Below are 24,355 nucleotides of genomic sequence, written 5' to 3'. Positions count from 1 at the left end.
CATTGACCCGCAATTTAGGGACTAAAATTTAGCATTTAAGTTAAAGCCCATACTGCGAGTGGTGGGAAGCCCAGTGGATTCCATTCCGACGAGGTTGTCAGATGAATAACCGAAAGACTCAGGGTCAATGTTGTCAACCCATTTTTTCAACAAAAGAACGTTGTTGGCGACAAAACTCAAACGGAGGGATTTGACGGGAGAATTTTTAGGTAGAAACTTCCCAAATTCATACCCTGCCGTAATCTGACGGAGTTTCCAATAGCCACCGTCATAGACTACGGGCTCAATCAGCGCCAACGAGCGCACCACTTCCCAATAAGGCTGTACGTTGGCTTTGACCGTGTTTGTTTCCCCTCTTTCGTTTACGCCTTCTCCCACAATCCCGCCTTCGGCCCGTCCGGCTACGGTCATTTTGTGCAGACCATGTCGGGTAAGGTTAAAGTTGGTGCCCGAAAGCATCTTGTTGCCCAGTTTGAAATCAACCAAGAAAGCGAGGGTCACTCCTTTATAATTGAAGGCGTTGTTGATACCTCCAATCCATTTAGGCAAAGCACTGCCAAAAGAAATCAGGTCGGTGGTCCGTAACGGAATGCCGTTTCCGCCAAAAATCTTTCTTCCCTGCGCGTCTCTGCGGTAGCCAAAACCGTAGATTTGGCCCATTTCCTGACCTACTACCTGCCGCAATTCTCCGTTGAATACGTGTGTTCCTACGGTGATTCTTTCGCCGGGCGTGTCGGTGGTTAGGCTCAATACCTTCGTTTTGTTATAAGATGCATTGAAGGTCAAATCCCACTGAAAATCAGTCGATTTGATGGGGACTAAGTTTAACAGCATTTCAAAACCATTGTTCTGGCTTTTTCCGCTGTTGATGAGGGTCGACACAAAGCCTGATGCATCCGAGATTTGGGCCGAAACAATCTGGTCGGTCGTTATTTTCTGGTAAACAGCGGCGTCGAGCGACACCCGGTTGTTGAATAACTTCAATTCCAAGCCGAGTTCGGTTTCGGCCGTACGCATCGGGCGCAGACCTGCATTGGGAACCGTAGTGCCTGATGAACCGCCCACGGGCTGACCACCAAAGAGGTTGGCGTTGATGCCATAAAACAGGTTGTTGGAGTAAGGCGCTACGTCGGTATCGCTACCTACTTGGGCGTAAGCGGCGCGTATTTTACCAAAACTCAACCAACTCGGTGTGCTATTAAACGCCTGTGAAAACACAAAGCTACCCGATACTGATGGGTACAAAATACTTCTATTTTCAGGAGAAAGGGTTGAAAACCAGTCGTTTCGTGCGGTTACGTTGACAAACAAAAAGTTGTTGTACGATAATTCTGCCGAGCCGTATACGGAGTTAACCGCTCTTTCTGACAATCCATAAATGGGGTCTTTTACCCGACCGTTCATGACGGTGTATAACCCTCTCACCACAAAATCTTGCACCAATACGCTGTTCAGATCCGAACGACGGTACATTTGGTTGCCGCCGAGGTTGAAGTCGAGGCCAATTTTGCCAAATTTCTGCGTTCCTGAAATGAGGATGTCGGCGTTGGTTTCTCTAAATCTTCTGGATTCTTGGGTGTAGGTTCCGTTGACAAAACCTGCGGGTGCTGCTGCCAATGAAGCATGGCCGGTGGGGAAGTTGTTGAAATCCTGATCGCGTGACCAAAAATCTTGACCTACACGTCCTTGCACAAACAACCAGGGTAAGAGGTTGTATTTGACCGAAATATTTCCAAATATACGGTCGCGGCGAATGTTCTGGAATTGTTCGGCGATGGTCCAGTAAGGGTTGGTGCGGTTTTGAAAACGAGAATAGATAAACTCATTGCCAGCGGCGTTGTACTTCTTGGCATCCAATAATTCCAAAGGCATGGAATTGGAGAGGTTAAAAAGTGCCGTCGGAATAGAGTTGTCTTGGTTGGCGATGTTTGGCGGGTTTTTGTTATATTCGTTTGAATAGTTAACATTTCCTGAAAAACTCAACTTTTTAGATAAGTCATACGCAAAGCCCAAGTTGATGGTTTTGCGGTTAAAGCTGTTATTAGGCACAATTCCTTTGCTGTCCATATTGGCAAACGAAAGGTTGAACCCTCCCTTGTCGCTGGCCGACGACAAACTGACGGTATTGGTAAAATTGGAACCGTTGCGGAAAAACTTGCGAATGCGATTGTAAACAGGCTCATACGGAACCGTTACATTGTCAAACAGAATCTGCGTCATGCCGGGCTGGAATTTTTCACCAAAAGACCACTGGCCAGAGGTAGGGTTGGGGGCAGTAGGACGAACCCCGTTTTCTCCCTGTCCGTATTCATATTGGTAGTCTGTGAAGTCCAACGGTGTTTCATTGGTGTAATTGCTGTTAAAACTTACCCCAATGCCGCGTCCGGAGCCTTTGGTTTTGGTCGTAATCATCAGAACCCCGTCCTTGGCGCGTGAGCCGTAAAGTGCGGCTGCCGTTGCGCCTTTCAAGACGGTCATGCTTTCGATGTCGTCGGGGTTAATGCTCGAAAGACCATCGCCGCCGTCCGAGGTATTGCCACCACCGCGCACCCCGATAGAATTGTCGGCGCCCGCGTTGCCAGGGTTGGTTCCAAAGTTGGTATTGTCAATCGGCACACCGTTGATAACAATCAAAGGGTTGTTTTGACCCGAAATCGACGATTGACCACGAATACGAATTTTGGATGTTCCGGCAGGGCCAGTACCTAATCCTGAGATGTTTACCCCCGCAATTTTTCCTTGAAGGGTATTCATGAAATTGGGTGTTCGGTTTTCGGTGAGGGCGTCGGAATTAATGGTCGTGGTGGCATATCCAAGTTTTTTGGATTCTTTCTTAATCCCCAATGCCGTTACGACAACTTCTTGTAAGGCTTCGGCGCTTTCGGCCAATGATACATCCACTTTGGTTTGGTTGCCGATGGCCACTTCTTTGGAGCCGTAGCCGATAAAACTAAAAACCAATGTGGCACCTGAGGGGGCAGTAATTGCATAGTTTCCGTTTCCGTCGGTAGAAGTACCCGTGTTGGTTCCTTTTACGAGAACAGATACACCCGCCAAGGCCGATTTGTCGGCGGTGTTGGTAACGGTTCCCGTAACGCGCATTTGTGCCCGGAGTACAGTGCTTAGGGCTAGGAGAGCTGTCAATAGTAGGGTAGCTCTAGGCAAGAGTAATCGTTTTCTCATCTTTCTAAAGTAAGATTGTTTGTTCAGTAAAATTTAAGGGTATTGAACTGACTACAAAAAAAACAAAGAATTGTGCAAAAAACTTCTACGATTAGACGATGTAGAATTTTGCAATATTTTGATGTTTTATTTAAAAAAATTAATAATGTAAGATTTGGTTAATGAGTTTACTAAACTGGCCCATTTTTTCGATGACTGAATTTCGGCATATCAAGGAATTGATACGGCTTAAAAACCCAACGGTGCGATTGGACGAATGGCCCGTACGGGTCAGGGGAGGGCTACAGATAGTATGTATTCTGGAAGGAAAATTTGAATGGCTGATTGAGCATCAACGCCATGTGCTATACCCCAACGACGTGGTTGTATTGTGCCCGTGGCACGGCTATGGTAGCCCGACCAATACCCTCGAAATCGGCAGTTTGGCGTGGCTTACCATCGAGCCTACGTCTTTTGAGCCATCTAAAGAACTTTTTTTGGGAGAATGGTCGGCCATTGCAGAAGCTGACCAAAAGCTGATGGGTAGGTTGTTGATGACCCAAGCTCCCATGGTTTTAAACAATTTTAAATGGGTCTGTGATTTGCTACAACGCATTGAAACGGAAGTGAAACAGGCCGAATTTGCCTATCAAACCCGGGTCAATCAATTATTAGATGAACTTTTGGTTACCATTGTGCGGCAGCTCAGTCAACAACAAAATCAGCGCCGTGATTTTCCGCAGGCTTTTGCCCAGCTGGAGCAACTGCTTCGCGATAGCCTTGACCACCCATGGACGGTCGAAGAAATGGCGGCGGTGGTGGGCTTGGGAAGTACGGCTTTTACGGAAAAGGTAAAAAGTTTTTCGGGTTTTTCTCCGCTCAACTACCTCATAAATATACGAATAGCTGAGGCCATGAAACAATTGAGACAAACGGCCAAAAGCCTGACCGACATTGCCTTGGATACGGGGTTTTATTCCTCACAACATTTTTCAACCACGTTTAAAAAACTCACTGGCTACACGCCGGGGCAGTTTCGGAAACGAGGCACGCAATAAAAAAATACTACAACCAGATTTAGACAATGAACAAGTTCAAATCACTAAATTATTCATTCACAATTCACAGCTTTTAACGAATGGATTGTATTGTAACCATAGATATTGGTACTACTAAAGTAAAAGTATCGGCCTTTGACCAAGCGGCTAATCTTATCGGTTGGCGTCAAGGAACGTACCCTACGTTTCACCCGCAGCCCAATTACAGCGAGCAAGACCCTGAGCAAATTTTTCTGACGGTTTTGTACGCCTTGAAAAGCCTGTTGAACGATGAATTGACCAAAAAACACAAGCCCGTGGCGCTGGTTTTTGGGGCGTCGATGCATAGCGTTTTACCCATTGATAAACAAGGGGTTCCGCTACGTAATGCCGTTATTTGGGCCGACAATCGGGGCCGTGACGAGGCCAATGCCCTCAAAAACTCCGACGAATGTCGGCTGATTTATGAACAAACAGGGACGCCGGTGCACCCGATGTCGCCGTTGATTAAAATCCGTTGGTTTCGTACCCATACGCCCGCTACTTGGTTTGAAAAAGTCTATAAGTTTATCTCCATCAAGGAATATATTATTTACCAATTGACGGGGCAACTGGTTGTTGATCAGAGTATTGCTTCCTCAACTGGACTGTTCAATATTCATACCCACCAGTGGGAAGAGCGGGCGCTAAACTACGCGGGGATTCAACCGCACCAGCTGTCAGAATTGGTACCGATTGATTATTCTGAGCTAAAACTGAAAAAAGAGTATGTGCGTCTTTTTAGACTGACCAGCGCGGCCAAACTTATCATTGGCGCCAGCGACGGGTGTTTTGCCACCTTGGGTGCGGGTGTAGTTACCGAAGGCGACGCCACCATCACCATTGGGTCGAGCGGTGCCATGCGCGTGGCGGGTAAACAAGTTATCAAAGACCCTAAACAGCGGTTTTTTAACTATTTATTAAACGAAGGAACGTACATTTCGGGAGGGCCGACCAATAATGGCGGCGTTGTTTTTGAATGGTTTGTGCAGCAGTTTGGGGCTTCGGGTATTCATTTGGACCTGGAATACACCGTTAACCAACTCTTGATTGAAGCCGAGCGCGTGCCCGCTGGCGCGGGAGGAATGCTGTTTTTGCCGTATTTATTGGGAGAACGTGCTCCGCTCTGGAACGCCAACGCCCGAGGGGCGTACATTGGCGTGAATATTACCCACGAGCGCCGCCATTTTATCCGCGCTACCGTTGAAGGAATTATTTATGAAATGCACAGCATCGGTAAGCTTCTTCAGCAATATCGTTCTATTCAAAACCTTTACATCAATGGTACTTATGCTACTTTACCGCTTTTTGCGCAAGTATTGTCGGATGTGTTTGGCAAGAAAGTGTACGTCAATGACAAGCATGATAGTGCCAGTGCGGGTGCGGCTTTGCTAGCGTTGACACATTTGGGGGTTTATCCAGATTTGGAAGCGGCCGCTAAAACCATTCGTTCGGTAGAATCGTATCAACCCAACCCCGAAAACCACGAACGATATGCCCGTTTTACGGAAATATTCGACCGTTTAAGCCAAAAACTGGCGGAAGATTTTGATGCATTGGTAGCATTGCAATAGCTCTGGCATGATTTATGTGGTGAGGGTATTAACGTGATACTAACCACCTAAAATTATGTTGAGATTTGTGACTTTGTGGATTGTTGTTTTTATGGTTAGCGCTGTTTCATGGGCGCAAAACAGTGAAAATTCGTCGAAAATTTGGCGGTTGAATGAGGAGGGAAAGATACAAGCCTCTCATAATGAGGGTAAAACGTGGGAAGATGCTGGCGCCAATGCAGAAGCTCGATTAAACGCCCTTCATTTTGTGAATGAAAACGATGGATGGGCCGTAGGACAAAACGCTACCCTGCTGCACTGGGATGGGGAAAAATGGGGAGAGGTACTTATTTTTAGTACGGCCAATCTTTTCTCCGTTTATTTTCAGGATGCTAAAAACGGATGGGTCGCTGGTAGTAACGGAACCCTGCTGTTTTGGGATGGGACAAGTTGGAATGAGGAGTCGTCTCCAACGGCCGAAACGCTCATTAATGTAAAACGTGCTACCAACGGAAACCTGCAAATTACCGCACAAAGCGGTGCCCTATTTGAAAAGGAAAATGGGCAATGGAAGGCGCAAGCGGCACCGATAGCTCCTTTACTTTCGGCTTCATTGAGCAAACTGGACGAATAAAGTCACTTTAAATATGTTTTTATTTCCTTGATAAGCGCCTTGTATTCAGCAAGTTCTTCGGCTTTCTTGTAATACAAGGTGGCTTTGGCACGGTCGCCAGCACGCAGGGCAATGCGGGCCAACCCTGCGTAGGCAAATGCGTGGTATTCCTTGGTATACTCAGAATCAAAAGGCTGCCGGAGTGCTGCCTGATAGGCTTTGGCCGCGGCGCCGTCGTGTTTGAGATGCTTTTCTTCCACTATTCCTTCAAACGTGTGGGCGGCAATGGGGAAAAATTTGTCAGTTCTTCGTTTAAATCTTTCCAAAAACGGCTCTGCCTCTTCATACTGCCCCAAAAGCAAGAGTGCTTCAATGTTTTTCATCAGAAAAACGGGGTTATTGGGATATTTTTGGGTCAGTGTAGATAAGTAATTTGAAGCTTTTTCGTAGCGTAATTCATGTTTTAAAAAGATTCGGGCTAAGTAAAAAGCCGATTCTGTACGCGTAAATATGCCTTTTCGGGCCGCAATATCCATTTGGCGAAGTCCTTCTTCGCGGTTACCATCTTTGAAGAAAAGAATCAGGGGTTTTACAATTGGGTGGTCTTCGGGATAGCGAATCACGTAGTAATTATACAGTCCCGATGAAAAATAAAATTCGGGATTTCGTTCCATGTATTTGAAGCCATCCATGACGTAGTTATAGGCTTTTTTTCCTTCAGAGGCCGCCTTGATTTTGTCGTCGTTGTAGTTGTGAATCAACGCAATATACCCGTGGCCAGCCATCGAAAAAAACGCCGCTTCAGGGCGCGTTTTTGCGTCCTTTTCAAGCACTTTTGCTTTATTCAGACACTCTTGCAGATAGCTTTGGTATTGCCCGCTCATGGCTTTATTGTCTTTGACGGGCAGATATTGCCAATGCAATTGGATGGCCTTCAACAACGGATTGACGGGGTGATTGGGGTATTTTGCCTTGATTTGCCTAGCCAAAGGTTCAACCGCACCAAACTCATAGTTGTAAATATGGTCGATGGCTTCCAAAACCAGATTTTGGGTGGGCGCATCGTATAAAAGTTGTGCTTTGGCAAATGGAGGAATAAGTAAAAATAGAAAAAAAACAATTCGTTTCATGTGGCTGTTAACGGACAAACAAATAGATAGAATCGGCTAATTTTTGGCATTCAACTTGAAACCATTAGCTTTGTTCTTAACGTTAAATCACCAATAAAGAGTTTATTGATTTTTGTTTTTTCCGGGAAAGATTCACAGATTTTTACTCGATTCATTTATTTTTACCTGACTCCAGTTGCTAGACAATTGACTGTGAACTTATTACACTATGATACATTACGCGCATTTTACCCTTGACAACGGGCTGGAAGTTTACGTTCATGAAGACCATTCTACGCCGATGGCGGCAGTCAATATCCTTTACAACGTCGGTTCTCGCGATGAAGAAGAAAATCGCACGGGTTTTGCTCACCTTTTTGAGCATTTGATGTTTGGCGGTTCCCAAAATATTCCGGCTTACGATGAGCCGCTTCAGAAAGTTGGGGGGGAAAACAACGCCTTCACTTCGCCGGATATTACCAATTATTACATTACCCTTCCTGCGGTCAATCTTGAAACCGCTTTTTGGCTCGAATCCGACCGCATGATGAGCTTGTCGTTTGACCCAAAAGTTTTGGAAGTACAACAAAAGGTAGTGGTTGAGGAGTTTAAACAACGCTATCTCAACCAGCCCTACGGCGATGTATGGCTCAAACTGCGCCCTTTGGCGTACGAGGTTCATCCTTACCGTTGGGCTACCATCGGCAAAGAAATCAGCCACATCGAAAATGCTACTCTGGACGATGTACGTCACTTTTTTTATAAATATTACCTACCCAACAACGCGATTTTGGTGGTAGCGGGTGATGTGACCGTGCCCCAAATCAAAGCCCTGGCCGAAAAATGGTTCGGCCCGATTGCACCAGGGGAAAAATATGTACGAAATTTGCCCCAAGAACCACGTCAAACAAAGGCCCGGTTTGCCGAAATTGAAGCAAAGGTGCCCCTCAATGCCATCTATAAGGCATACCACACTTCAGGCCGTTTTGCCGACGATTTTTATACAGTTGATTTAATGACGGATGTGTTGGGACGTGGGAAATCGGCCCGTTTGTACCAGAAATTATTGAAAGAACGCCCCTTGTTTGCCAATATCAATGCGTACACTACCTCATCGATTGACCCAGGTTTGTTGGTGGTGCAGGGAAATCTAAACGAGGGCGTCACCTTGGAAGAAGCCGATGCCGCCATTGAAGAAGTGTTGCAAGAGTTGGTCGAAATTCAGTTGCCCGCGCAAGAGTTGGCCAAAGTGAAAAATCAGGCCGAGTCTACGTTGGCATTTTCGGAAATTGAGCTGCTCAACCGTGCCATGAATTTGGCCTTTGCCGCCAATGCTGGCAATCCAGAGTTGGTTAATCAAGAAGCGGAGAAAATACAGGCAATTCGGGTGGAGGATATTCAGAACAAAGCGAAAGAATTGTTGCTAAAAGAAAATTGTTCTACCCTGTATTACAGAGCGGCCACGGTTTAGGAAGAGAAATGGGTGAGAATGTAAAAGATAATGATTATAAAGAATGAAATTTAGAGTTGGTTCGGGATACGACGTTCATAAACTGGAAGAAGGCAGGGATTTTTGGTTGGGGGGTATTAAAGTACCGCACACCCACGGGGCCAAAGGCCATTCAGATGCCGATGTGGTTTGTCATGTGATATGTGATGCACTGTTGGGGGCGGCCAATATGCGCAATATCGGCTATCATTTTTCCGATAAAGACCCGCAATGGAAAGGCGTAGACAGTAAGTTGTTATTGGCAAAAGTGATGGAAATGATTCGCGAAGCGGGCTACGAAGTAGGCAATGTAGATGCCACAGTTGTGTTGCAAGAACCAAAACTCAATCCGCACATTCCTGCCATGAAAGAGTGTTTGTCGAAAGTGATGAACATTCCCGAAGAAGATATTTCTATCAAGGCCACAACCTCCGAATGGATGGGTTTTGTGGGCCGAAAAGAGGGTATTGCCGCGCACTGCGTAGCGCTGATTTATAAAGATTAATTCCTATTTATTAACCCTTTCTTAAATTCCATCTTATGAAAATACTGGCAAGCGGTGTTTTGTTTCTCGGAGTGTTGACGGGCATGGCCCAAACAATTGAGCCGCCCCTCGGATTTGAAGAGTACGATCCAGTCTCAACGCTTAAAGTAGCAGAGCACAAAGTTACCCGCTCTAAGTTTCCATTTATTGACGTTCACAACCACCAATACCGGATGAATTCTCAGGATTTGTCAAAGTTGGTGGCCGACATGGATGCCCTCAATATGGGAATCATGGTCAACCTGAGCGGGCGTGGATTTTCGCAAGAGTGGGAGGAAGGCACCGCTACCATCAACGGAGCCCTTGCCAATGCCCGTAAAAATTATCCCAAACGCTTTCTGGTTTTTACGAACCCCGAACTCAAAAACATCGGCTCGCCAGGCTGGGGCGCGCGTGCGGCCAAACAAATAGAAGATGATGTAAAAGCGGGGGCCGTCGGCATGAAAGTATATAAAAATCTGGGTTTCAGCGGCGTAAAAGATACCGATGGCAAACGCGTGGCCGTCAGTGACCCACGCTTAGATCCCCTTTGGGCCAAGTGCGGTGAGTTGGGGATTCCTGTCATCATCCATACCGCCGACCCGAAGTCTTTTTGGGACCCCATGGACCGTTACAACGAGCGTTGGCTCGAACTCAAAACCCACGCCGGACGTAAACGAAGTAATAACGACCCCGTACCTTTTGACTCATTGATGCGCGAGCAGCACGCGGTTTTTGCGCGCCATCCCAAAACTACCTTTATTAATGCGCACATGGGTTGGTATCCCAACGATTTGAAAAAATTGGATAGCTTGATGCAGAAATTTCCTAATATGAACGTCGAAATCGGAGCGGTGATTGCCGAATTGGGCCGTCAGCCGCGTGCCGCAAAAGCGTTTTTTAACAAATGGCAGGACCGAATTTTGTTTGGAAAAGACAGTTGGGTTCCTTCCGAATACGCCACGTATTTTAGGGTATTGGAAACCGAAGATGAGTATTTTCCTTATCACAAAAAATACCACGCTTTTTGGCGGATGTACGGCATGGGGCTATCGGATGAGGTGCTGAAAAAAGTCTATTACAAAAATGCCCTTCGGATTATTCCGGGTATAGACAAAACGCAGTTTCCGGAGTAATTCATTACGCTTACGGACATTGCATTAATCATCAGCCCTGATTTTACGTTTTTACTTTCCAATGAATATACCCAGTCATACGCTTTCTTCTGTTCAAACCCTGCTTCAATCTCGCGGCTACATTGCCGACGAATACGTGGCTATGTCGGTGTATTTGGCAATGCAGCTCAATAAACCGCTTTTGATTGAAGGCCCTGCGGGGGTGGGTAAGACCGAGATTGCCAAAGTGATGGCCCAAGCCCTCAACACCGACCTGATTCGGCTTCAATGTTATGAAGGGCTAGATGCCCACCACGCCATTTATGAATGGAACTATCAGCATCAATTGCTTTTCCTGAAAATGGGTGAGAATGATAAAGAAGGACGGAATCAAGAAGCGTTGGAGAAGACGATATTTAGTGAAAAGTTTTTATTGAAAAGACCTCTCTTGCAGGCACTTACGCATTCAAAGTCGCCCGTGTTGTTGATTGATGAAGTAGACCGGGCCGATGAAGAATTTGAAAGTTTTTTGCTCGAAATGCTCTCCGATTGGCAAATTACCATTCCCGAATTAGGAACCATTAAAGCCACGCACGTGCCGCACGTGATTTTGACGGGCAACCGCACCCGCGAACTTTCGGAAGCCTTGCGTCGCCGGTGTTTGTACCTGTGGATTGATTATCCGCCTTTTGAAAAAGAACTCGCCATTGTCAAGTCCAAAGTGGAACAAATTGATGCCACTTTGGCGCGGCAAATCACGGCTTTTATGCAGGCATTGCGTGAACAACGACTCAATAAGGTGCCAGGCATTGCCGAAACGCTCGACTGGGCGCAAGCCTTGGCGGGGATGCACATTACCCATTTAGAAAAATCATTGGTAGAATCTACACTCGGGGTTATCCTCAAAGATTGGCAAGACATCCGGGAAACCCAACTCAGTCTTTCGGAGTTGTTTGACAAAGTGGGCATAAAATCAAAATGGGAAGACACCTAAAACAATCCACTGGAATTGTGCCTTTGTGTTGAACTGCTTACCATAAAGTTTGAAGTTGTTTGTAAAAAAGGCAATTTTGCACTCATATCTCACTTTTATGAAGTTGTCAAAGAAGCATATTCGCCAAATTCAAGATTATTTTAAGACCCAACCCGTCTTAAAAGCCTATCTGTTTGGTTCTTACGTACGTGGGGAAGCGACCAAAGAAAGCGACGTAGATTTGTTGGTGGAGTTAGACTATTCCCAACGAATCGGCCTTCATTATGTCCAAATGATTTTTGATTTGGAAGAATTACTGCATAAAAAAGTGGATTTAATACCTGAAGATAGTGTGTCAAAATATGTAAAACCCTACATTGAAGCCGAGAAAAAGATAATTTATGAAAGGTCATTTGGGGGATAATTTTGAGTGACATCCCCGATTTGAAAGTAAAAATTGAAAACATATTGAATCAACTATAAGAAATGCAACAAAAGAAAATCGTTCGCGTAGGCGATATTGAATGTGGTTCCGACGAATTGTTCCTGATTTCGGGGCCATGTGTGATTGAAGACGAAAAAATCATGATGACCGTAGCCGAACGCCTGAAAGAAATTTCGGAGCGGCTGGGCATCAAAATAATTTATAAGTCTTCGTTCATGAAAGACAACCGCAGCAGCCTCGACTATTACATGGGTCCAGGTTTAGAAGCGGGTATTAAGATTTTGGCCAAAGTGAAAGAACAATTTGGTTTTACGCTTCTGACCGACGTGCATTATCCAGAGCAGTGCGCTCCCGTGGCAGAAGTGGTGGATGTATTGCAAATTCCCGCCTATCTGTGTATGCAGACTACCTTGGTGGTAGCCGCCGCAAAAACAGGCCGCGTGGTGAATTTGAAACACGGACAGTTTTTGGCCCCCGAAAACATGAAACATCCCGTCAAGAAAATTGAAGATAGTGGAAATGAGCAGATTATCCTGACCGAGCGTGGTTATACGTTTGGATACAATGACCTCATCGTAGACCCGCGCAGTTTTTATCACATGAACAAAACGGGTTATCCAGTGGTTTTCGACGTTACGCACGCGATTCGCAAATACGGAATCCCTTCCAAAGACAGCAAAGGCGGTGCGCGTGAATACTTGCCAGTACTAGCCCGCGCGGGCGTAGCGGCGGGCGTAGACGGACTTTTTGTAGAAGCCCATACTTGCCCGTCAGAAGCGTTGTGTGATGCCGCGAGCCAGTTGGATATCAACTACTTGGAAGAGTTTTTGAAGCCATTGATTGAACTCCACAACGTAGAAGTAAAATACCGCGCTACTGCCCAGGAATTGGGGTAGCAACGAATTTTCCTAAAAAAAGAATATAAAAACCTCCTGTTTTGTGGTTGAATGTCCACAAAACAGGAGGTTTTTCGGTGTATTTTATACTGGATAAACTTCTTCCAAAAACTGAATAACGGCGTTGGTGAAAGCGTGATTGGAATCTCCCGCCACCATGTGACCCGCTCCCGAAACCGTTAGACTTCGAACGTGGGGTACGGCATCCAGAAACTCGGCCATCACGCGGTCGCTTACCACGTCACTCATTCCACCGCGCACAATTAACGTCGGTGCTTTGAGGTTTTGGGCGGCTACAAAGAGGCGCTCTTCATAGGCAATCTGCTGGTCGGGGGTGGCATCTTTCCACACTTTGAGCATTGTTGGGTCCCAATGCCAGTAATATCGTCCCTTGCGAAAACGCAGATTTTTTTCTAAACGAGAATAATTGTCTTTTCTGGAACGTTGCGGAAGATAAGCGGCTACGGCAGCGGCGGCTTCTTCCAACGATGCAAATCCGCTTTCTAGGTGCGAACTCATAAAAGCAAAAATTCGCTCGATTCCTTTTTGTTCGGCTTTGGGGGCAATATCTACCAAAATGATGGCGGAGGTAAGTGATTCTGCCGATTCTCCTTCCAAAACAAGCGCGGTGATTCCTCCCATCGAAGCACCGATGATGGCGGGTTTGCCGCCTACTTGGTGAATGATGGCTTTTAAATCACTGACCAGCGCATCGACCAAATACGCTCCTTTTGACGACCAACTGCTGTTGCCATGTCCGCGCGCATCGTAGGTGATGGCGTACCAACCCCGCTCCGCGAGCCGCTGGGCGGTATCGCCCCAAGAGTGGTGTGTTTGGCCACCGCCGTGCAACAAAAGAATGGGTGGAGCGCTTGCATCACCCCACCCTTCGGCATGAATAAAAAAATCAGGCTCCGTTTCAAAACGGATAATAGAAGATTGCATAGTTGATTACAGCGCTGGAACAAGCTCCAGATAGACATTAAAAGTTAATCCGTTGTAATTTATTTTATTTAACAAAACCATGCGCGAACGTTCCAGTTTGTTAATCGGAAATTGTCCTTTCAAATCTTTAATGTCAATGTCCAGTGTTTTTTCATTGTCCAGAAAATTCCAAGTACCGCCGTTGATAACCGTGCGCGCAACGGGGTCAATGGCCCGAACGGTTTTGTCATCGCTGAATTGGATATTGATACCAAAAAGCGCCTTTGATTGCTCTGGTAATGAAGCGGTGTTGATGACATTGCCGTTCAAATCCGTAATTTTGTCTACTTTCCACGGGTTGGTCGTCAGTACCCTGACCGTTGCCTCATTCGTGGGTTCGTCGGTTGTTGAACGGTCGCAGCTAGCCAAAAAGAAAGTAAATAATAGAGAATAAATGAACGTCAGTTTTTTCATAGCTTGTGTTACGAATTAAATTTGTACTCAAAATTAGTATTTTTATTATTTCATGTCCTAATTTATCAGCCCTAAAGTTAAGCGTTATGAAAAAGAAAATGGTTCTTTAGGGATTGATTATTAACGAATAATGTATTTTTTTATGCGACAAAATTGGTGTTGGTTGACGGGGTTGATTGTCTTGTTTGTTAATGCGTCCTTTGCGCAAGAGTGCGTTGCTCCTCTACAATGGACGCCCGTGCAGAGAAATAACGCTATTGAGTGGGAAAAATTTCCAGATTTTTCACTTCCTTTTACGATTATATATGAAGGGCCGCGTTTTGGCGACACAGAATCTTGGCCATTACGACGCGGATTTAGCCATTTGGCCAGTTTTTCAGGCAACGAAAGTGCTACACTTCCCGTAAACAAAAGGGCCATCACTTGGTATCATATTGCCACCGATGCCAATACCCAACCTTGGTCAGAACGCAATCTGGAAAGCCCTTGGGCCAATGATTTGGGACTCTATCGGGATACTTGGAACAATCAATTGCGGAACATGGCGGGATTGTTCGACGATTCTCGGGGCAGTGACCGACCTGCTTATGATATCATAGCCCTTGATATTGAGCGAATTCACGATACCGATCGTGAAATCCTGACCATTAAAAATAATCCGCGTGTTCCCGAAACTTATCGTAATCTGAGTGATGCCCAGTTTGTTGAACGCTACAAACGAGATATTCAGCGCCTGTATGCGGCACCCGCCGATTATGTCAAGGAGCGTACTAGTGCATCAACGCAATTTGGGAGTTACAGTGATGTGTTGATTCGGGGGAGTTTCAATAATTGGCTTGGAATGACGCTCACGCCGTGGAGCGATTGGACAACCGACCCCAGTCTAATTTTGCACGTGATGCGGGATACCCTTTCGGGAAAAGTGGGCGGCCCGTTTCATAACAACCTCAACTTTCTGACGCCTTCGTGCTATTATTACTACGATTACAATACTTCTCCTTTTGGTAAAGATTATTTGGCCTATATTTTATTTGTTATTGAGGTGAATCGGGCGTGGTCTACCAAGCCCATTATCCCCTTCGTTTGGTTGCGGTACCACGATGCTTTTAACCCTACGATTCCCTTTGTACCCAATTTTGTGGCCGAAGCCACGGCCATATTTCCTTTTTTCTCTGGGGCCAAAGGCTTGTGGTTATGGGAGGGACCCGTTGACCTCGGGCGACAGGATAACTTTGGGACGTACGAACATTTTATCGCGGGCTTGCATCGGCTATCACAATTTAAAGATTTCTTTGAAGGTGATAATGAGTTGGTTATCCCACAGCCAGCCGTTGAGTCTGCCAAAAGCAAATCTCCGATTTGGCGCGGTGTAATTAAGGGGAATGAGATTCTAATTGCCGCCCAGAATCCCTATGCTACCTCCGATACCCAGGAGACCGAAGTGAGGATGACGCACCAAAACTGGCAAAAAACCATTACGTTGAAAGGACGCGAGGTTTTTTTGTGCAAGTTTGACTACAACACCATTTCGTCAATCCCCAATGTATCATCTCTGTTGAATCTCAAAGTGATGCCCAATCCTGCCACCGACAAAATTGTGTATAGCTTTGAAAGTATCACGGGCATGTTGGGCCATGCTCAGTTGGTGGATATGACTGGACGTACGTTGGCTCAGGAGGAATTCAACGTGTATGTAGGCCTTCAAAAGCACGAATTTAAAGTCAACCATCTGCCAACGGGATTGTATATTTTACAGGTACAGGCGGGTAAATATACAATGAGTGAGCGCGTGGTTGTTGTTAGATAACCCATGAAAAAGGGGCTGTAGATGCAGCCCCTTTTTTTACGATTTGTTACACTTTTCCACCAAAGGGTTGCCCAGTGCGGACGAGTGCTTCAAAAACTGCTCGTTGACGAATTGCAAAGGCTTCAAACTTTTTAAACAAATTTTTGGGTTGAGCGCCTTGAAAATAAGCGATAATATATTCAAAATTGATAGTATTCATGGTCTTAGTTTGTTGATGAATCTAATGCAAAGTTCGGAATAATACAACGTATCGCCAAATGTGCAATGAGAATAGTACAATTTATGGTAGACGTAGTCCCAGAAACCCCCTAAAGTTGTTGAGTAGATGCAGTAAGTTCTTGAAATAATTACATGCTGTATTGTCTCAAAAATTGTCAAAAATGAGGTTTTAATGGTAATATCAAGTTAAAAATTCACTAATTTTTGCCTTTAACATGGGTGAAATGAGTCATGCTTGGAAATATGTTAGATTAAATTCCGAAAAGTACACAGTAAGAATCCTACCAATACACGTTTGTTTTCCAAAAACATATCCTTCATTTCTACTTACCACGTATGCAAAGTTTAAAATCAGGGCCTTTCGAAATTGGTTATCAAAATGGCTTCCTACGTCAAATCACCCATCAGGGCGTCGAAGTGCTGCGGATGATGTATTTTGCGCTGCGCGACCATAATTGGGGTACTTTTGGCCAATTAATAACAAATGAAATTATTGATAGTCAAGAAGATAGATTTTCGGTTTCGTATACTTGTACCAATATAAATGAAGCACAGGTAGCCATTTTTGAGTGGAATGTGCGCATTCATGGAGACAACGACGGAACAATCACCTTCGAAATTCAAGGTGAGACTTTGCAGGCAGTTCGGCGAAACAGAGCTGGTTTTTGTATTCTGCACCCTATTCAGGGAACTGCGGAGCAACCCGTCACGATTTTTCACGAAGATAACGCTAAAACTGAAACGCACTTTCCGCGCTACATTGCCGCACAGGACCCTTTCTTGGACATTCGGGCCATGCAATGGCGGGCGGGTAACGGCGGTGAGTATCGTCTTGATTTTGAGGGAGATATATTTCAGACGGAAGACCAACGCAATTGGGGCGATGCGTCTTATAAGACGTTTTGTACACCGCTGTCACGGCCTTTTCCCGTGCAATTGCAGCCAGGAGATAAGGTTTGGCAACGCGTTACGATGCGCCCGATTTCCATTCTTGCAGCTTCTTCGTTACAGCGGTCGCAAGAGAAATTATACCGCAAGAAATTTCAGTTGGGAATTGCTGCCTCGGTCGAAACCGAGCGTTTGTCGGAAAGAGCCGTGGAATTACTAAAATCACTTAATTTGGGTCACTACCGCATCGACCTTGCCCTTTCAGACCCAAATTGGATTACGAATTTTTCAAACCATTGTGAAAATGCCGCTTTGCTGAATGTACCGCTCGAAATTGCGCTTTTTTTAGCCGATGCGTTTGAGAATCAATTGACTGATTTTGTGGGTGTTTGTGAGCAGAATAATCTTAAAGTCAAACACCTGCTTTTATTCTCGGCCCAACAATTAGTGACGCCGCAGTCGTTGATTGACTATATCCCAAACCTAAAGCGACAATTGCCCAATACGAAAATCGGTGTTGGTACCGACTATAACTTTACCGAGCTTAACCGAAACCGATTTGACGCTGGCGAGGCCGATTTTGTCAGTTTTTCGTTTGACCCGCAAGAACATGCATTTGATGATTTTTCGCTATTAGAAAATACCGAAACCGTGCTGTACTCGGTAGCAAGTGCCGAAAACCTGTACGAAAAACCAGTGCATTTGTCATTTATTGCGTTGCGCAAACGCTCAAATCCTTACGCGACCAATCCAGTTGATTTTGTGTTACCACTTGAAAAACAAATAGATAGTCGCCAAAAAACCAATTTTGCAAAGGAGTGGACCGCAAAAGTGTTGGCGCATTTATCCCAAACCAACGTTGTATCGGTCACGATGTTTCGAACAGTGGGTGAATTGGGAATTATGAATGAAAAAGCAGAGGCGTATCCCGTTTTTGAGGCGTTGTTGCAGCCTTAAAAAAATACTGACCCCACGCTTGATATTTGTAGGAAACATCTTCGCTACAAACATCTAACGTGGGGTCAATTATTTTGAAATAAGGTAATCGTTTATAAAATGCAAAACGCTGTTGGTTGATTATTTTACATTTTGCAGTTTAATATTTCTCTTTTCCTAAGAGATTTGAACCTCCTGTTTTTTGCTTCGTAACCATTCTGGGCGATTGGTCCGAACGCGGGCACCGAGTTCGTTGAGCATCGAATACAGACCAAAGTAGGTACGGTTGATGTACAAACCGTCTTTTGAGCCCCGTGCAACCTTTGAATTACGGATTTCTTCGACTTTGGCCAATTCATCGGCAAAAGCATATACCGTATCAAAATAGGAATGATCACCAAAATCAAATTCTTCGGAGGCGAAGGGTTGTCCTAGCAACCGAATCATCTGTTTGAATAAATCGGTGAATAGCGCTTTTTCGCGCGGGCCATCTTCTTTTACCAAAAATTCGAGGTTATAAAAAATCTTTTCGATGAGCGCGTCATCATCAACCGTATCTGGATTGATGAGTGTAAAATAATTGTCGTAGAAATAGTCAGGAATAACCTTGACGCAGCCAAAATCAATCACGCCCATGGTACCGTCGGCCCGCATTAGGAAATTTCCAGGGTGGGGGTCGGCGTGAACCTGCCGTAGTTGGTGCACTTGATGGTCATAAAAATCCCACAATAATTGCCCGATTCGGTCACGTGCTTCCTGCGTTGGGTTGGTTTGTAAGAAATCCTTCAAGTGAAGACCTTCGAGCCAATCCATCGTCAAGATGCGCTTTGAGGACAATTGAGGATAATATTTAGGAAAAATAAGCCCCTCAATGTGGCTACAAGCTTCCGAAATTTCGACCGAGCGGCGCAGTTCCAACTCATAGTCGGTTTCTTCCAATAGCTTGGTTTCTACTTCTTCGGTGTAGCGCTCTACGTCTTTTTCATTTAATCCAAACAAGGTGACTGCCAATGGTTTAACCATTTTTAGGTCAGAGCTGATGCTTTCGGCTACGCCTGGATACTGGATTTTGACGGCCAATCGCTTCCCGTCTTTTTGCGCCTCGTGTACTTGTCCGATAGAAGCGGCATTGATGGCGTTGATGTCAAAGCTGTCGTATAGTTCATGCGGCGCTTTTCCAAAATAACCGCGAAATGTTTTGACCACCAATGGGCCCGAAAGCGGCGGCGCGGAGTATTGTGACATCTGAAACTTATCAACGTATTGACGCGGCAATACGCTGCGGTCCATGCTCAACATTTGGGCTACTTTGAGGGCGGAGCCTTTCAGTTCACTCAACGATTCATAGACATCCGTGGCGTTGTCCTGATGTAGTTCGTCGCGCGTCATGGAAGGATCCATTATTTTTTTGACGTTGTATTTCAGGTAGTTGCCGCCAATTTTGGCGCCCGTTTTCAAAAATTGGGTGGCCCGTGCTACTTTGGAGGTGGGGATACTGTTTTGTTGTTTCATATTAATGAATACGAATACTTATCTATTTTGATAGACAAATTTGGCTAAGTCAACGACCGTATCAACGAGAGAGCGTCCCATGAGGTCAAAGGCGGTGTTAACGGTTTTTTCGATGGCGGTGTCGGTCAATTCAAAATTGCGGCTTGTATCTTTTACCCAAAAGTCCAAAAGATATAATGTATTGAGCCAAACGGCTTCGGGATAACGGTTTGAAACGTAGGGGCGGGCCACAATCTCGCGACTTTCGCGGCCTTCATACATCAAATCGTGGGCGTAAGTGATAAAAGCTTCCTTAAAAGGACGTAATTCTGGCGGATTTTTGGCGGCGATGGGCTGGGGAAGTTTGCGATAACTGTACGTTACAAAACTACGGTTGGATTTTAGCACTTCCACCCATGTATAATAAAAGGCCAATAGTTTTTCGCGTACCGAATAGCCCTGATACGTAGGGTCATTTTCGGCGTTGGTGCGGGCTTGTTGAAAGAATGAAACCCACAAATCCATGTCGATGGACTCAAACGAAGTATAAAATTCATATAACTCCCCCTCAGTCATTTTGAGTTTTTTGGCAAATGCGTAAAAGGAGGCGGGAGGTTGACCGTGGTCAAGCACGTACTCAACGTATGTTTTTCGGATTTTTTCGGCTTTTTCCATGAAAAATGAAGTCTGTTGTCGTGGAGAAGGATTAATCATATTGTTTTGTCGAATGATTAATCTATTTAATTTAAACAACGAACTGTGCCTAAAAAAGGTTTGTAAAAAACTGGATTTTCGTCCTTTATTGCTAGGCAAATTGAAATCAACTTTTGGTTTTTTAGCCTAAAAAAATGAGACATAAAAAACCCCGCCCAAAAGGAGCGGGGTTTGGGTTTAAAATGGAATGTTTTTTTAGCTGCATTGTCCTAATACATACCAAAGTACAATGAAAATGAGGACGGTACTGAAACAACCGCCGCCTAATTTTTTTGCGCCGTAGCCGGCCAGTAACCCCCTGAAGATATTATTCATTTTGCGTATAGATTGATAGTGAAAGATAATCAAAGATTTGTAAAAAAGCAATCCATTCACTCTTTCGACGTCATTGGGGAATAAAGTACTCAAAGTGGGGATTGTTGAAAGGCCACTTTGCGCGGCATTACCCAGTTTGTTGTCTTTAGAAATTATGTGTCTTTCAAAACATTGATTTTGTCCATTTTTTGGCTATTTTAGAACTTTTGTAGCTCTATTCTTGCAAAAACGCCCACTGATTATTACCCATTTATAGCCTATATGATTCAGGAAAATCTATTATTGATTGTTTCGCTTCTTTTTGCGGTTTCGATGCTTTCGATGTTGAGCGAGAAACTTAAAATATCGTACCCCATTTTCTTAGTTATTATGGGTTTGCTGATTGGCATTATTCCTGGCATACCTCATGTAAGCCTTCATCCTGATATTGTTTTTCTGCTTTTTTTGCCGCCTATTTTATACGCGGCGGCTTGGAATACCTCATGGCGGGATTTTTGGGCGGCCCGTAGGTCCATCAGTATGTTGGCTTTTGGATTGGTATTTTTTACGTCGACGGCCGTTGCGTTGATAGCACACTGGCTTATTCCTGACTTCCCGTTGGCTTTGGGCTTTTTATTGGGCGGTATTATTTCGCCGCCCGATGCCGTGGCGGCCACGTCGGTTTTGCAGGGCATCAAGGTGCCTAAGCGAGTCGTAACCATTTTGGAAGGCGAGAGTCTGATTAATGATGCCTCGTCGCTTATTGTTTTCCGTTTTGCCCTCGCCGCAGCGCTGACGGGGCAATTTACGTTTGCCAAAGCCACCACTGACTTTTTTATGGTGGCTGGGTTGGGCATCGCCATTGGCCTCGGTATCGCTAACGTACTGTATCTTGTCCATAAATATTTGCCTACAACGCCGAGTATCGACACCTCTCTCACGATTATTTCTCCTTATTTGATGTACATCGCCGCTGAACATTATCATTTTTCGGGGGTGATGGCGGTGGTGAGCGGTGGGTTGTTTCTGAGTTTCCGTTCCCACGAAATTTTTACGTATAATAGTCGCATTCAGGCGTACTCCGTTTGGGAAGCGCTGATTTTTATGCTCAATGGGCTGGTATTCATTCTGATTGGCCTGCAACTTCCCCAAATCATTACTGGTCTGGAGCAGTATACCCTCGTTGAGCTGGTTTTTTATGCCTTGATTATCAGTGTTGTAACCGTCATCGTGCGGATAGTTTGGGTGTTTTCTGGGGCTTATCTATCTTGTCGTTTGTCTAAAAAAGAGAAAAGGATGAAGTGGGAAAACGAATTTCTGATTGCTTGGAGTGGGATGCGAGGAGTGGTTTCTCTGGCGTCGGCGCTGGCGGTGCCGTTGACATTGACCAATGGATTAGCGTTTCCCCACCGTGACTTGCTCCTGTTTATCACCTTTGTGGTTATTTTGTTTACGTTGGTGTTTCAGGGGTTAAGTCTCACTTCCATTATTAAATGGCTGGATATTAAGGAGGAAGAAGGTGATGATAAAGAGCAAGAGATCGTGATACGTTTGCGTTTGGCCGAAGCCGCGTTAAACCATCTTCAAACCAATTACCCCGACGAGCTCAATTCCATTGACGCCTACACCCGCATCAAAGACCGCTACGAACGCATGGTCGATATTGCCAACCGCAAGCTGTTGAAGGAAGAAAAAGAAGTAGCAACTCCGCACTTTTTGCCCAAATACCGTCGGATGTTACTGGAGCTGGTCGCCATCCGCAGAAGCGAACTCTACAAACTACGCAACGAAAAACACTACTCTGATGAGTTGCTCAGGAACAAAGAATACGAACTAGATTTGGAAGAAGCGCGGTTGAATGAGTGAAGTGGATAGGCTACCACCAAACTTTTGCTTCGTTGATTATGTCTGTTTTGAAACTTAGTTTTTGTTTTTTTAAATCATATTGAAAGGAGGCTTTTTTTCCACCTACGGTTATCTTTTTAGGTCGTTCAGGAGCGTGTATTGTTAGGATTGAAGGAAGCTTTTTGCCCTTAAATTGTATTTTTAATAGGTTGGCTTGTTGGTCAACCATCAGCGTCGTAGGCGTCTGGTCTCTGGTATCGTAAACCGTAAATTCGCTTTTTCCTTTGGGATAAATGAGCCATGTGAGGTGATTGGCCGAGGTAGAGTCTCCTTTGCCTGTATAGGCGCGTTGGATGTGGAGGGGAACAATGGCCCCTTCTTTTACGTATACAGGAAATTCTTCAAGGGGGAATTTTTTAGTAAAGGTTTTTGGTCCTGTTATAACCTCTTTGTCGTCAAACCAATACCGCCATTGTCCTTCTGGCAAATGGATTTCATTTTCTAATTCATCTTTGTAAATCGGTGCGACAAACAGATTGTCGCCGAATAGGTAGTGATATTTTCCCTCAATTGGTCGCTGAAGTCGTGTGCCGCCGCGATGCGCGGAGACTACGTAGCTGTACATGTAGGGGACCAATTCGGTATGCAGCCATGAAAAACGACGGATGATTTCGAGTTCTTGGGGGCTTCTTTTCCAAAGCGCTCGTTCGCCATGCCCACCATTGAGAAACAACCCACAAAAGGTGGAAAATTGCGCCCAGCGAATGTACAAGCGGGCGGGGATAGAATCTCCCGAAAAGCCCGCCACGTCGGACCCAATAACACTGTAGCCTAATTTGGCACTTTTTAAAATACTTTCAATTGCCGATTCAAAACCCTGTACTCCTTCCAACGCAATGTCTTTTTGAGCTTCGCCCTGGGCGGGTGTTTGACTTTTACTTTGCCAATAATGTTTTTGGTCGCCTACCCAATTGACGGGCGAAGCATCAATAGGAGCAAATCCTTCGGGATGAAACCCCCGATCCATGGCACGGGCCAAGGTCACAAATTCAGGGTTGGTTAGTAGGCCGTTGGCGTATTCTTCGCGGTAGTACAAATCCATATACTGGCGCGTAGTCAGCCAACCAGAATGGGCTTTTTGGTATAAAAAAGGAATGGGGCCGAGTTGTTTCCGAAAGAGGGTAGCGGTGCCGTCCAATTTCCAACCGTCGATGCCGTATTTTAGGACTTTTTGCTGCATGTTTTGCCACCATTGTTTAGCCTCAGGGTGGGTGTAATCAATAAACCCGCCTTTTCCCTTCCACCATTTGATTTCGTTGCCATTCCCCACCAAGTAGCCCTTCTCTTTAGCCGCTCGGTAAAATTCTCCTGATTCTTGAATTTTAGAGTCTTTGCTGTAACTGTCGACCATTGAGGTCATCCATAACACCACTCGATAGCCTTGGTCTTGCAAGCCCATGAACCATTTTTCGTGATTTGGATAACGGCTCGTGTCGGTTTCAAAATCATTGTATCGGAGGCTCCAAGGGCTATCAATCAACAAGGTACGGACTGGAATATCGTATTGTCGGTAGCCCGCTAGTAGCGAATCGGCGTAGGCGGCCGTGTTTTGGTCATCCTCCCACAACCAACATTCCAACGCCCATGCGGGTGTCAGAGGTGGGTTGCCGTGCCGTTGGGCATTGAAAGGCATTCCCCAAAAAGGGAGAATAAAATAGAAATAGCCAAAGACCGCTAAAAAGACCAATGTATAGGCCAAAATTTTGGCGACTTTTTTTAGTGTTCGTCTCATTATTTATTTGTTGTCAC

20 protein-coding genes are annotated in these 24,355 nt (G+C 45.2%); 12 read left to right on the top strand and 8 right to left on the bottom strand.

Going from position 1 to position 24,355, the window contains the following annotated elements; all coding sequences use genetic code 11:
* Positions 1–21: 21 nt before the first annotated feature.
* Positions 22–3,183, bottom strand: a complete 3,162-nt coding sequence (locus NCI00_RS07420; protein ID WP_253526379.1) for a SusC/RagA family TonB-linked outer membrane protein — start codon at positions 3,181–3,183, stop codon at positions 22–24.
* 191 nt (positions 3,184–3,374) lie between these two features.
* Here NCI00_RS07420 and NCI00_RS07415 point away from each other — a divergent pair, with 191 nt between their 5' ends.
* The 3 genes from NCI00_RS07415 (at position 3,375) to NCI00_RS07405 (ending at position 6,425) form a co-directional block, all read left to right on the top strand.
* Positions 3,375–4,220: an AraC family transcriptional regulator gene (locus NCI00_RS07415; protein WP_253526377.1), complete on the top strand. Its 846-nt coding sequence runs from the start codon at positions 3,375–3,377 to the stop codon at positions 4,218–4,220.
* A gap of 80 nt (positions 4,221–4,300) precedes the next feature.
* Complete coding sequence (locus tag NCI00_RS07410; RefSeq protein WP_253526375.1) at positions 4,301–5,812, top strand: gluconokinase; 1,512 nt, start codon at positions 4,301–4,303, stop codon at positions 5,810–5,812.
* A 55-nt stretch (positions 5,813–5,867) separates the two neighbouring features.
* Positions 5,868–6,425, top strand: a complete 558-nt coding sequence (locus tag NCI00_RS07405) for a WD40/YVTN/BNR-like repeat-containing protein (protein WP_253526373.1) — start codon at positions 5,868–5,870, stop codon at positions 6,423–6,425.
* A 2-nt stretch (positions 6,426–6,427) separates the two neighbouring features.
* Here the strand turns inward: NCI00_RS07405 and NCI00_RS07400 are convergent, their stop codons facing one another.
* A complete protein-coding gene (locus NCI00_RS07400; RefSeq protein WP_253526371.1) occupies positions 6,428–7,534 on the bottom strand; it encodes a tetratricopeptide repeat protein in 1,107 nt (368 codons plus the stop codon).
* Between the two features lie 208 nt (positions 7,535–7,742).
* Between NCI00_RS07400 and NCI00_RS07395 the strand changes: the two genes are divergently transcribed.
* The 6 genes from NCI00_RS07395 to kdsA all read left to right on the top strand — a co-directional run bounded on the left by NCI00_RS07395 (position 7,743) and on the right by kdsA (position 12,954).
* Positions 7,743–8,984, top strand: coding sequence for a M16 family metallopeptidase (locus NCI00_RS07395; RefSeq protein ID WP_253526369.1), 1,242 nt, complete (start codon positions 7,743–7,745; stop codon positions 8,982–8,984).
* A 43-nt stretch (positions 8,985–9,027) separates the two neighbouring features.
* Positions 9,028–9,507: a 2-C-methyl-D-erythritol 2,4-cyclodiphosphate synthase gene (gene ispF, locus NCI00_RS07390; RefSeq protein WP_114065617.1), complete on the top strand. Its 480-nt coding sequence runs from the start codon at positions 9,028–9,030 to the stop codon at positions 9,505–9,507.
* 35 nt (positions 9,508–9,542) lie between these two features.
* On the top strand, positions 9,543–10,661 hold the full coding sequence (locus tag NCI00_RS07385; RefSeq protein WP_253526367.1) for an amidohydrolase family protein: 1,119 nt from the start codon (positions 9,543–9,545) through the stop codon (positions 10,659–10,661).
* 61 nt (positions 10,662–10,722) lie between these two features.
* Positions 10,723–11,634: an AAA family ATPase gene (locus NCI00_RS07380; RefSeq protein WP_253526364.1), complete on the top strand. Its 912-nt coding sequence runs from the start codon at positions 10,723–10,725 to the stop codon at positions 11,632–11,634.
* A 97-nt stretch (positions 11,635–11,731) separates the two neighbouring features.
* On the top strand, positions 11,732–12,037 hold the full coding sequence (locus tag NCI00_RS07375; RefSeq protein WP_253526362.1) for a nucleotidyltransferase family protein: 306 nt from the start codon (positions 11,732–11,734) through the stop codon (positions 12,035–12,037).
* 62 nt (positions 12,038–12,099) lie between these two features.
* Complete coding sequence (kdsA, locus tag NCI00_RS07370) at positions 12,100–12,954, top strand: 3-deoxy-8-phosphooctulonate synthase (RefSeq protein ID WP_114463645.1); 855 nt, start codon at positions 12,100–12,102, stop codon at positions 12,952–12,954.
* An 84-nt stretch (positions 12,955–13,038) separates the two neighbouring features.
* On the opposite strand, the gene NCI00_RS07365 is transcribed toward kdsA, so the two are convergent.
* Positions 13,039–13,899, bottom strand: coding sequence for an alpha/beta fold hydrolase (locus NCI00_RS07365; protein WP_253526360.1), 861 nt, complete (start codon positions 13,897–13,899; stop codon positions 13,039–13,041).
* 6 nt (positions 13,900–13,905) lie between these two features.
* Entirely contained in the window at positions 13,906–14,352 is a 447-nt protein-coding gene (locus NCI00_RS07360) for a hypothetical protein (protein ID WP_253526358.1), read from the bottom strand.
* Between the two features lie 142 nt (positions 14,353–14,494).
* Here NCI00_RS07360 and NCI00_RS07355 point away from each other — a divergent pair, with 142 nt between their 5' ends.
* Positions 14,495–16,159, top strand: a complete 1,665-nt coding sequence (locus NCI00_RS07355; protein ID WP_253526355.1) for a T9SS type A sorting domain-containing protein — start codon at positions 14,495–14,497, stop codon at positions 16,157–16,159.
* 46 nt (positions 16,160–16,205) lie between these two features.
* Here the strand turns inward: NCI00_RS07355 and NCI00_RS07350 are convergent, their stop codons facing one another.
* Complete coding sequence (locus NCI00_RS07350; protein WP_253526353.1) at positions 16,206–16,358, bottom strand: hypothetical protein; 153 nt, start codon at positions 16,356–16,358, stop codon at positions 16,206–16,208.
* 356 nt (positions 16,359–16,714) lie between these two features.
* Here NCI00_RS07350 and NCI00_RS07345 point away from each other — a divergent pair, with 356 nt between their 5' ends.
* Positions 16,715–18,223 carry a D-apionate lactonase family protein gene (locus NCI00_RS07345; RefSeq protein ID WP_253526351.1) on the top strand — a complete coding sequence of 503 codons (1,509 nt, stop codon included), beginning with the start codon at positions 16,715–16,717 and terminating at the stop codon, positions 18,221–18,223.
* 156 nt (positions 18,224–18,379) lie between these two features.
* On the opposite strand, the gene NCI00_RS07340 is transcribed toward NCI00_RS07345, so the two are convergent.
* Positions 18,380–19,714 (bottom strand): ABC1 kinase family protein, encoded by a 1,335-nt coding sequence (locus NCI00_RS07340; RefSeq protein ID WP_253526349.1) that lies wholly within the window; start codon positions 19,712–19,714, stop codon positions 18,380–18,382.
* An 18-nt stretch (positions 19,715–19,732) separates the two neighbouring features.
* Positions 19,733–20,368, bottom strand: a complete 636-nt coding sequence (locus NCI00_RS07335) for a TetR family transcriptional regulator C-terminal domain-containing protein (RefSeq protein WP_114065626.1) — start codon at positions 20,366–20,368, stop codon at positions 19,733–19,735.
* A 615-nt stretch (positions 20,369–20,983) separates the two neighbouring features.
* On the opposite strand from NCI00_RS07335, the gene NCI00_RS07330 reads away from it, so the two are divergent.
* Positions 20,984–22,567, top strand: coding sequence for a Na+/H+ antiporter (locus NCI00_RS07330; protein WP_253526347.1), 1,584 nt, complete (start codon positions 20,984–20,986; stop codon positions 22,565–22,567).
* A 10-nt stretch (positions 22,568–22,577) separates the two neighbouring features.
* Here the strand turns inward: NCI00_RS07330 and NCI00_RS07325 are convergent, their stop codons facing one another.
* A complete protein-coding gene (locus NCI00_RS07325; RefSeq protein WP_253526345.1) occupies positions 22,578–24,338 on the bottom strand; it encodes a TIM-barrel domain-containing protein in 1,761 nt (586 codons plus the stop codon).
* Positions 24,339–24,355 lie beyond the last annotated feature (17 nt).

This window comes from Runella salmonicolor (assembly GCF_024158025.1).
GTDB classification, from domain to species: domain Bacteria; phylum Bacteroidota; class Bacteroidia; order Cytophagales; family Spirosomataceae; genus Runella; species Runella salmonicolor.
The sequence above is the reverse complement of the archived record's forward strand: the minus strand, read 5'-3'. Positions and strand labels throughout refer to the sequence as shown.

Bases quoted from the DNA above. Each gene is read 5' to 3' on its own strand.
- NCI00_RS07325 (WP_253526345.1), bottom strand. From the start codon at position 24,338: ATGAGACGAACACTAAAAAAAGTCGCCAAAATTTTGGCCTATACATTG.
- NCI00_RS07365 (WP_253526360.1), bottom strand. From the start codon at position 13,899: ATGCAATCTTCTATTATCCGTTTTGAAACGGAGCCTGATTTTTTTATT.
- NCI00_RS07415 (WP_253526377.1), top strand. From the start codon at position 3,375: ATGACTGAATTTCGGCATATCAAGGAATTGATACGGCTTAAAAACCCA.
- NCI00_RS07410 (WP_253526375.1), top strand. From the start codon at position 4,301: ATGGATTGTATTGTAACCATAGATATTGGTACTACTAAAGTAAAAGTA.
- NCI00_RS07350 (WP_253526353.1), bottom strand. From the start codon at position 16,358: ATGAATACTATCAATTTTGAATATATTATCGCTTATTTTCAAGGCGCT.
- NCI00_RS07330 (WP_253526347.1), top strand. From the start codon at position 20,984: ATGATTCAGGAAAATCTATTATTGATTGTTTCGCTTCTTTTTGCGGTT.
- NCI00_RS07400 (WP_253526371.1), bottom strand. From the start codon at position 7,534: ATGAAACGAATTGTTTTTTTTCTATTTTTACTTATTCCTCCATTTGCC.
- NCI00_RS07420 (WP_253526379.1), bottom strand. From the start codon at position 3,183: ATGAGAAAACGATTACTCTTGCCTAGAGCTACCCTACTATTGACAGCT.
- NCI00_RS07380 (WP_253526364.1), top strand. From the start codon at position 10,723: ATGAATATACCCAGTCATACGCTTTCTTCTGTTCAAACCCTGCTTCAA.
- NCI00_RS07375 (WP_253526362.1), top strand. From the start codon at position 11,732: ATGAAGTTGTCAAAGAAGCATATTCGCCAAATTCAAGATTATTTTAAG.
- ispF (WP_114065617.1), top strand. From the start codon at position 9,028: ATGAAATTTAGAGTTGGTTCGGGATACGACGTTCATAAACTGGAAGAA.
- NCI00_RS07335 (WP_114065626.1), bottom strand. From the start codon at position 20,368: ATGGAAAAAGCCGAAAAAATCCGAAAAACATACGTTGAGTACGTGCTT.
- NCI00_RS07340 (WP_253526349.1), bottom strand. From the start codon at position 19,714: ATGAAACAACAAAACAGTATCCCCACCTCCAAAGTAGCACGGGCCACC.
- NCI00_RS07360 (WP_253526358.1), bottom strand. From the start codon at position 14,352: ATGAAAAAACTGACGTTCATTTATTCTCTATTATTTACTTTCTTTTTG.
- NCI00_RS07405 (WP_253526373.1), top strand. From the start codon at position 5,868: ATGTTGAGATTTGTGACTTTGTGGATTGTTGTTTTTATGGTTAGCGCT.
- NCI00_RS07345 (WP_253526351.1), top strand. From the start codon at position 16,715: ATGCAAAGTTTAAAATCAGGGCCTTTCGAAATTGGTTATCAAAATGGC.
- NCI00_RS07355 (WP_253526355.1), top strand. From the start codon at position 14,495: ATGCGACAAAATTGGTGTTGGTTGACGGGGTTGATTGTCTTGTTTGTT.
- kdsA (WP_114463645.1), top strand. From the start codon at position 12,100: ATGCAACAAAAGAAAATCGTTCGCGTAGGCGATATTGAATGTGGTTCC.
- NCI00_RS07385 (WP_253526367.1), top strand. From the start codon at position 9,543: ATGAAAATACTGGCAAGCGGTGTTTTGTTTCTCGGAGTGTTGACGGGC.
- NCI00_RS07395 (WP_253526369.1), top strand. From the start codon at position 7,743: ATGATACATTACGCGCATTTTACCCTTGACAACGGGCTGGAAGTTTAC.